General features: G+C 72.2%; 7 protein-coding genes. 3 read left to right on the forward strand and 4 right to left on the reverse strand.

Annotated features, from left to right (window positions below):
- Positions 1-32: 32 nt before the first annotated feature.
- Together EXW95_RS20280 and EXW95_RS20285 are read right to left on the reverse strand one after the other, a co-directional pair.
- Positions 33-938, reverse strand: a complete 906-nt coding sequence (locus tag EXW95_RS20280) for an Ig-like domain-containing protein (protein WP_174369309.1) — start codon at positions 936-938, stop codon at positions 33-35.
- Positions 939-1,081: 143 nt separating this feature from the next.
- On the reverse strand, positions 1,082-2,044 hold the full coding sequence (locus tag EXW95_RS20285; RefSeq protein WP_174369310.1) for a VWA domain-containing protein: 963 nt from the start codon (positions 2,042-2,044) through the stop codon (positions 1,082-1,084).
- A 268-nt stretch (positions 2,045-2,312) separates the two neighbouring features.
- On the opposite strand from EXW95_RS20285, the gene EXW95_RS21110 reads away from it, so the two are divergent.
- A complete protein-coding gene (locus tag EXW95_RS21110; RefSeq protein ID WP_256435105.1) occupies positions 2,313-2,435 on the forward strand; it encodes a hypothetical protein in 123 nt (40 codons plus the stop codon).
- Positions 2,436-2,522: 87 nt separating this feature from the next.
- The gene (locus EXW95_RS20290; RefSeq protein ID WP_174369311.1) at positions 2,523-3,869 is read left to right on the forward strand and encodes a tetratricopeptide repeat protein; all 1,347 of its coding nucleotides are present in this window, start codon (positions 2,523-2,525) and stop codon (positions 3,867-3,869) included.
- Here EXW95_RS20290 and EXW95_RS20295 read toward each other — a convergent pair whose 3' ends face one another.
- Both EXW95_RS20295 and EXW95_RS20300 read right to left on the reverse strand, forming a co-directional pair.
- On the reverse strand, positions 3,870-4,949 hold the full coding sequence (locus EXW95_RS20295) for a hypothetical protein (RefSeq protein WP_174369312.1): 1,080 nt from the start codon (positions 4,947-4,949) through the stop codon (positions 3,870-3,872).
- A gap of 144 nt (positions 4,950-5,093) precedes the next feature.
- Positions 5,094-6,044, reverse strand: coding sequence for a tyrosine-type recombinase/integrase (locus tag EXW95_RS20300; RefSeq protein ID WP_174369313.1), 951 nt, complete (start codon positions 6,042-6,044; stop codon positions 5,094-5,096).
- 457 nt (positions 6,045-6,501) lie between these two features.
- Between EXW95_RS20300 and EXW95_RS20305 the strand changes: the two genes are divergently transcribed.
- Positions 6,502-7,684, forward strand: a 1,183-nt coding sequence (locus tag EXW95_RS20305) for a tetratricopeptide repeat protein (protein ID WP_174369314.1), incomplete at its 3' end; no start/stop codon positions are given.

A 7,684-nucleotide genomic window follows, 5' to 3' on the forward strand; every position in this document is an offset into this window, starting at 1 on the left:
CCTCGCTCCGAGTGTGTCGTCTTGGCAGACATTCAGTGGAGGTTGACGGTGTTGGCGTACTTGTACGCGCGGGCGACCGTGGTGGGCAGCGGTTCCCGGTCAGTCCGGACCGGGAAGTTGTAGGTGTACACACCGACGTGGTATGTGCCGGTGGGGACACTGGCGGGCACGGCGGACGTGTTCGGCAGCGTGGCGCCGTAGGCGTTGTGGTGGATGACCGTGCTGTCGAACAGCGCGGTGCGGACCGCTTTCACGTCGCCGGGCAGGGTGCCGCTGACCGTCAGGGTGCGTCCGCTGACCTGGGCGCTGACCGTACCGGGCACGCCGACCCGCGCGCCGGGTTGCGAGGTGGCCCCGTCGTACGTGAGGTCGCCGTTCACGCTGGCCATGACCGTGTACTTGCGGGTGTCGTCCGGTGAGAGCGGTTCGTTGATGGCGCCGTCCATGAACCCGCCGGTGATGTCGTCGGTCAGGTCGAGCTTGCGGGTGGGTGTGGTGATACTCAGTTTCGCGGTGCCGTCGAGGGGCGTTCTGGCCCGGTAGCGGTAGTACAGGAAGTCCTGGAAGGTGCCGTCGCCAGCGCGGTCGGTGCCCGTGGCGATTTCCAGGCCGTAGGTGGTGACGGTCAGGGCGGCGCTCTGCCCGGCGGCGGTCGCGGTGACGGTGACGGGCGCCATGCTCAGGCGCAGGGCCTTCATGCGGCCCTGGGCGTCCACGTCGACGGTGGTCGGGTCGCTGGACGTGAACGTGACGGGCGCGGTGCTGGGCGTGCCGTCGGCGTTCGTGACGGTCACGGTCAGGGGCGGGAACGAGTTCGTGGCGATGACGGTCGGCCCGGTCACGCTGATCTTCACGGGCCCGGTGGGCGTGGTGGTGCCCGGCTGCTGGCAGGCGGTGAGGGCGGCGGTCAGGGTGAGGATCAGGGCGGTTCGTTTCATGTCGGGATTCCTATGGGGTGAAGAGGGATCCGGGGTGGGGCGCGCCAGTTCAGTTGCCGGGCACGCCGCCGTGGATCGCTTCTGCGATGGACAGTGTCCGGCCGCCCCTGCGGTGGCGGCCGGACCGGGGGTTCAGGCGGGGGTCAGCGGACGGTGAACGTGAAGGGCACCTCGACGGTGGCCGCCTTGCGGTCGGGGGCGCTGACGACGATGTTCAGCGTGCCGGTGACCTCGGTTCCGGTGGCTGGTTTCTGCGTGAACACGAGTTCCACGCAACCCTGGGCGCGGAAGGCGTTGTACATGCGGTCGAAGAACCCGTCGAGGGCGGCGGCGTCGTTCGCCTTCTGGAACAGGCCGCCGGTGGCGGTGGCGATGTCCTCCAGGGCGCTGAAGTCGAGGTTGCCGCGGGCGTCCAGGCCGATGGCGTACACCTTGGTGCCGTTGGCGCGCGCGGTGTCGATGGCCTGCTGGTACTGATCGATGTAGGCGTTGTCCTCGCCGTCGGTCAGGATCAGCAGGGAGCCGTTGGTGCCGCCGCTGGCCTTGACGAGGGTGCTGCCATCCACGATCGCGCCGTACAGCGGGGTGCCCCCGCCCGCGAAGGTGGCGTTGTCGATGCCCGTGTTCAGGAGGGTCTTGTCGCCCGTGAAGTCCTGCCACAGGTAGGAGACGCCCAGGTTTGCGTTGGGCGTGGTGTCAAAATCGAAGGAGAGGACAGCGGCGCGGTCCTGGCTGCTCATGCGCGAGACGAAGCGTTTGGCGGCGTCGCGGCGCAGGAGGTTCGGGTCGTTGTCGGCCATGCTGCCGGTGCTGTCGAGGCTGATCGCGGCGGTGATGGTGTCCTGCACCTGTACCTGACCGCACACGCGGGCCGTGGCGCTCCCGGCGCTGATGGTCTTGACGGTCGCGCTGTCCAGCTTGCCGTTGGTGACGATGCTGGTGTCGCTCAGGGGCGTGAAGCCGACCTGGTAGGTGGTGTCGTTCACGACGCGCACGCCGTTGACGGTGCCGGTGGTGGCGGCGGGTGTGGTGGGCGCTCCCTTGAAGTCGCAGGAGGCGAGCAGGGCGCAACTGATGGTCATGGTCCCGATGAGCAGTTTCTTCATGAGTGTTCTCCTCGACGTGTTGCCTGGCGCGTGCGCCGGACTGACCCGTCCTGTGAGTACGGTATTTGAATCAGATCCAGATACAGGTAAAAAGGCAAGTCCAAATATTCCGAGGTGTGAAGGCGCCATCTGCCGGGCTCGCTCGCCGGTGACCTTCAGCAGCGGTCGGTCCCCACCCGCGAGCTGACCCGGGCGGGTTTCGCGTGGCCGCGTGCATGCAGGTACGGACCCCGGTTCATTCACCCGGCGGTTCCGTCTGGAGGCCTGTATGTCCGCTCTGCGCATCATCCTGACGCTGCTCGCCCTGACCGCCCACGCCCACGCCCGCGACGACGGCACCGTGGCTCCACAGACCAACTCTGTCCCCACCCTGGCTCCCGCCGCCGCGTGATGCGCGCCGCCCAGGCGTCCCCCCCGCCGGGGGGCGTTCTGGTTTGCGTCCCCCGGCACGCCGGGGACGCGGCATCATGCTCCGGTCATGAGCGACTTTCAGCAGTACCTCGACGCGCACGCGCTGCTGTTGGGCGGGCGGTACCAGGCGGCTCTGGATTTCCTGGACGCGCGGCCCGTCGTGGAGGAACTGAATCACGCGCGGCAGCGGGCGTACGCCCTGCACTCGCTGCGCCGGACCGGGGAGGCGTACCCGGAGATCGAACGGGCCGCGCACCTGGCCGAGACGCTGTACCCGCGGCAGCGCAGCGCCGTGTACATCGACTGGGCGGTCATGCTGATGCGTGACCAGCGCTTCGACGAGGGGTTCCGGCTGTACCATCAGGCCCTCGCGCACGCCATCCTGCCAGAGGAGCGGGTCACCACGCTGTACAACCTCGGCTGGACGTACCTGCGCCGCGGGCACCTCGATCACGCGCTCGACGCCCTGCAGGAGGGATACGCCCTGACGCGCGCCAGCCGGATCGAGACGGTCCGCTGGCGCACCCACAATTTCCGCTGCGCCCTGGCCCTGCACGCCCGCGCGTCCGGGCAGTTCGACCTCGCCCTGCAGCGCGCCCGGCAGGCCACGCGCCTCGCCGGGGACGACCGCGCCGGTACGTACGCCTGGAACGTCCTGGCCACCACCCTGCGCCTCGCCGGTCAGGACGCTGCCGCCCGCGCCGCCCAGGAACGCGCCCTGAGTCTCGCCGGGGACGGCGCCGCGCGGGACACCGAGGCGCTGTACCTCGCCCTGATCGACCTGGGTGGCCCGAACGCCGCGGTGGCCCGCGACGCCCTGCAGCGCCTCGCGCCCCTGACCGCGCCGTACGACGGCTGGCGCGCCCGGCTGCACCTCGCGCAGGACCATCTGCGCGCCGGGGAAGGGGAGGTCGCGCTGGCGGTCCTGCACGCGGCGCTGGACGCGAACGAACCGTACGTCCTGCTCGACGAGGCCCCGGTCCTGGGTGACCTGTACGCCCACGGCCGCGCCGCTGGACTGATCCTGCCGACCCCCGCCGCGCGGCAGCCCTGCACGCTGCACGTCACGTCGCGCGGCGAGCCCGGCGCGCGGCTGTGCGGCGCCCCGCTGCCCGGCGCGCGGCCCCTGGGTCTGGCGGTCGTCGCGTACCTGCGCCGCGAGGGTCCGGCCACGCTCGACACGCTGGCCGCCGCGCTGCTGGACCTGCGCGCCGGGGACAGGCGCGGCCCGGCCCGCATCCGCGCGGCCATCAGCGACCTGCATGACCTGACCGGCAGCGATACCCTGACCGTCACCCGGCGGCGCACCGTCACCCTCGACCCCGACTGGGTGATCACCACCGACCTGGACGACCCCGGACCCGCCCCGTTCAGTGACCTCTACGGCGCGTGGGTCACGGATCTCGCCCGCTGATCACGTCTCGTCCTCCAGCCAGTCGAGCGGGCCGTCCAGCAGGCACGGTCCCGCTTCGCGCAGGTCCGTGGACCAGGCCCACTGCGGCCCCAGCGACAGTCGCCCGCCCCGCAGGCGCACCGCGCCCGAGTCGCCCAGCAGGCTCCGCAGGCGCGAGACGTGGTAACGCACCTGGCCGTACAGCGCCCCCGGCGTGCCCTCCCCGAGGACGGCGTCCGCCACGAGCGGCCACGGCGCGCTGCCCCGCTCGATCAGGTACGCGAGCAGCGCGAGGCTGCGGCCCTCGCCGCGCATCGGCACGAACGTCAGTCCACGCTGCACACCCAGCCGCCCGCGCGTCACGAGCCGCGCCGCGTCCGGCGTGACGGCCGGGTCCGGCCAGCCCAGCGCCGCGCGCACATGCGGCACGCTGCGGGACTCGTCGAGCACCTCGAACGGAAAGCCGGTCACGTCCGGCAGCAGCCCCGCCCCCAACCCCGCGCGCAGCACCGACTCGGCGTCCTGCAGCGCGAGGCGCAACTGCACGCCCGGTGACAGCGTGCCCTCGTCGGGACGTCCCGACCCCGGATGCACCAGGTCCAGCAGCGCCTGCACGTCCGCCCGCGCGTCCGGCGGGGCGTAGCGCAGCGCCGCGTAGTGATGCCGGACCGACACCAGGGCGTCACCCATCATCCGCGTCGTGGTCGCCAGCGTCAGGTGCGCCCCGAACGCCGCGGCGTCCTCCAGCTGCCCGCCCAGCGCCTCGCGCGCCCGGCTCAGGGACGCCTCGAACGCGCCCTGCACGCGGTCCACGGTCGCCAGGCCCACCAGCAGCCGCCCACGCCAGGGCCGCGCCGCGCGCTGCGCGCGGACCAGCCCCATGCCTTCCTCGAACTGCCCGGCGGCCGCCGCGACGTCCCCGCTCAGCAGCGCCGCCCAGCCCAGGTCATGCAGGATCGCGGCCCGCTGCGGCACGCCCCGCCCCCCGCTGCCCAGCACCTCCAGCCACGCGGCCGGGGGGCGACGCCACGACCACGCCGCAGCGGGTTCCAGCGGCGTCCCGGCCGCCCACTGCCCAAGCGGTGGCGGCAGCGGCGTCACGCCGTCCCCGAACGGACCGGCTGCCGGGGGGCACCGCCGCGCTGTCCACGCCTCTGGCCTCGCACGGCCCGTAGCCTACCAAAAGGGCCGCAGTGCCCCCGGATCTATCCGTGGGGGTGGAGCGGGCCCCGCCGCACCGACTCATCAGAAGTCCTCGACCTCGTTCTGCACGTCGTTCTCCTCCAGGGCCACGTAGCGGCGCGTGGTGTCCACCGACGCGTGCCCGAGAAACAGCCCGACGCGCGTGAAGTCCTTCGTGGCGCGGTACAGGCGCGTCCCCGAGTGCTTCCGGGCCGCGTGGAAGCCGCGCCACGCGTGTCCGTGACCGGCGGCGGCGAACGCCTGACGCATGCGGTACTGCGCGTGATGGTACGACCAGTCGAACAGCCCGCCGTCCGCCGTGACCGGGGGGAGGCCGTGCAGGGCCGCGCGCACCCGGCGTCCCAGGGGCACGCGGCGGGTCCGGCCCCCCTTGCCGGCCACGGTCAGCTGCGCGCCGTGCAGGTCGGTCACGCGGACGTTCAGCGCCTCGGTGACGCGCAGCCCGGCGTGCGCGCACAGCAGCAGCAGCGCCCCCAGCCGGGCGTCGCAGTGCGCCAGGACCTCGTCGATCTCCCGCATGTACGGCGGGTTCTTCACGATGCCCGGCGTCGGGTCGGGCGGCACGTGCGCGTCCTCGAAGGGTTGCGCCTCGGTCGCGCCCGCCCAGCGCAGCGCGCGGTACAGCGCCCGCGCGCCCGCGACGTACTGCGCGACCGTCGCGGCCGACAGCGTCCCGCGTTTCCCGCGCCCGCGTGACGGGCGTGTCTGGAGGTGCGCGACGTACCGGCCCCCGTCCCGCCGACCGGGGCGCAGCAGTTGCACGCCGCTGCCCTGCGCCCACGGCACGAAGTCCCGCACGGCCAGCGCGTACGCCGCGAGGGTCTTGCCGCTGGTCCGCGCGCCCTTGAGGCTCCCGGCAGTCATGTACGCCAGCGTGACCTGCACCAGGGTGTCAGTGTCGTAGGTGCTGGCGGCCTCGACGGCGCGGACCCGCAGGGCCTGATCGGTCAGGTTGACCAGGGCGAGGGTGTCGCTGGTGCGGTCGAGGGTCAAGGGTGGGCCTCAATGATCACGGGTGACGATATGTTAGTACTAATCGGACTTAGTGTGAAGACGGGACGACGCGCCCGTGCCCGGCGACGCCTCCCCCCACCAGCACGCACGACGAATGACCCCCTCCTGTACCCCTCAGAAGTCATTGGAGGGGCCTTCCTGGCCCTCCTGTGAGCAAGCCGCATTTCCTGCGTGCTGGACAACGTTTTTTGACGAGGTGCGTAAGGCGGCGCCTGAAGCCACGAACCGCGCCGCACGAACCCAACCGGCCCGCCGCCCAGGTCAGGCGCCTCCAGGACAGCATTTCCGCCCGGATCGCCCTCCCTGGAGTGAGACACCACTGTCCCAGGATCGACGTCCCACGGCGCGCGGCGCTACTCTGACGCCCGTGTCATCCCCCCGCCGTTCCCCTTCAGCCGTCCCGTGGGAAACGTGGCAGTCGTCCGTCCTGGCTCTCGTGGAGTCAGCCCGCCCCGACGAGGCCGTCGGGACCATCGAACGCGCCCTGAACGAGGGGCAGGACCCCGCCGGGCTGCTGACCCTCCTGGAGCACGTGGAGCACCACGCCCCGGCCGCGCTGCCGCGAGGTCCTGGCGGAAGTCTCAGCGTTCACGGCCTGCGCCTCAAGATCCGCCTGACTGGGAATGCACGGACACCCGCCGACGTCGTGACCCTGATCAACGAGGCGCAGGCCGCCGGGCACCGGGACGGGTTCCTGTTCGCGCATCTGGCCTGGGCGCTGACGCAGCAGGAGGACTTCCCCGGTGCCCTCCAGGCCGCCGAGACGGCCCTACGAGACCGTGAGCACCTCACGACCCGCGAGCTGGGCCTGGCCCTGCGGATAAAAGGCTTCGCCCAGAACCGCCTCGACCCCGGCAGTGACTGGGAAGGAACGTTCCGGGAGGCGCTGGACGCCAGTGAGGGCGGCTGGACCCGCGGCCTGATCCTGCTCGACCTGGGCGGCCTGCGCAGCCGCGCGGGGAACGAACCGGGTGCCATGCTGGCCTACACCGACGCGCTGAAGCTGGTGATCTCCACCACCCACCGGGCGATGCTGCTGAACAACATGGGCGTCGTCTGCCTGCGCCTGGGCCGCTTCGCGGAAGCCGAGGCGTACTTCATGCAGGTCGCCGCGCTGAAATCCACCTACCGCAGCCGGGCACTGTCCGGGCAGGCCGCCGCCCGGCGCGCCCTGGGCGAGTGGGCCCGCGCGGAGTCGCTGTACCGGCAGGCCGCCAGCGCCAGCCGGGACGAGGACGACCTGCGGCAGGCCCTGCGCGGCCTGGGGTACACCCAGCGGCTTGCGGGACGGCACATGCAGGCGCTCGAAACGCTGCGCGGCGCCGCCACCACCACCCGCAGCGACCGCGAGGCCGGGCAGTCGTGGGTGAACGTGGACGTCGCCGCCACCCTCGCCAGCCTGGACGTGCCGGACGTGCGGGCCGCCGAGGCCCACCTCGCACGATCCGGCCCGCTGGACACCGAGGACGCGCAGCGGGCCGTGATCGTCCGGGCCGAACTGGCACGCCGCACCGGGAAACGTGACCAGGCCGCCACGCTTCTGGGCACCGTCAGCCCCGGCGCGCTGTGGACCCGCGAGGAAGCGCACGCCTTCGAATCACTCTTCACGCTGCTTCCCC

This window comes from Deinococcus sp. JMULE3, from assembly GCF_013337115.1.
Taxonomy (GTDB): domain Bacteria; phylum Deinococcota; class Deinococci; order Deinococcales; family Deinococcaceae; genus Deinococcus.

Bases quoted from the DNA above. Each gene is read 5' to 3' on its own strand.
- EXW95_RS20280 (WP_174369309.1), bottom strand. From the start codon at position 938: ATGAAACGAACCGCCCTGATCCTCACCCTGACCGCCGCCCTCACCGCC.
- EXW95_RS20285 (WP_174369310.1), bottom strand. From the start codon at position 2,044: ATGAAGAAACTGCTCATCGGGACCATGACCATCAGTTGCGCCCTGCTC.
- EXW95_RS21110 (WP_256435105.1), top strand. From the start codon at position 2,313: ATGTCCGCTCTGCGCATCATCCTGACGCTGCTCGCCCTGACCGCCCAC.
- EXW95_RS20290 (WP_174369311.1), top strand. From the start codon at position 2,523: ATGAGCGACTTTCAGCAGTACCTCGACGCGCACGCGCTGCTGTTGGGC.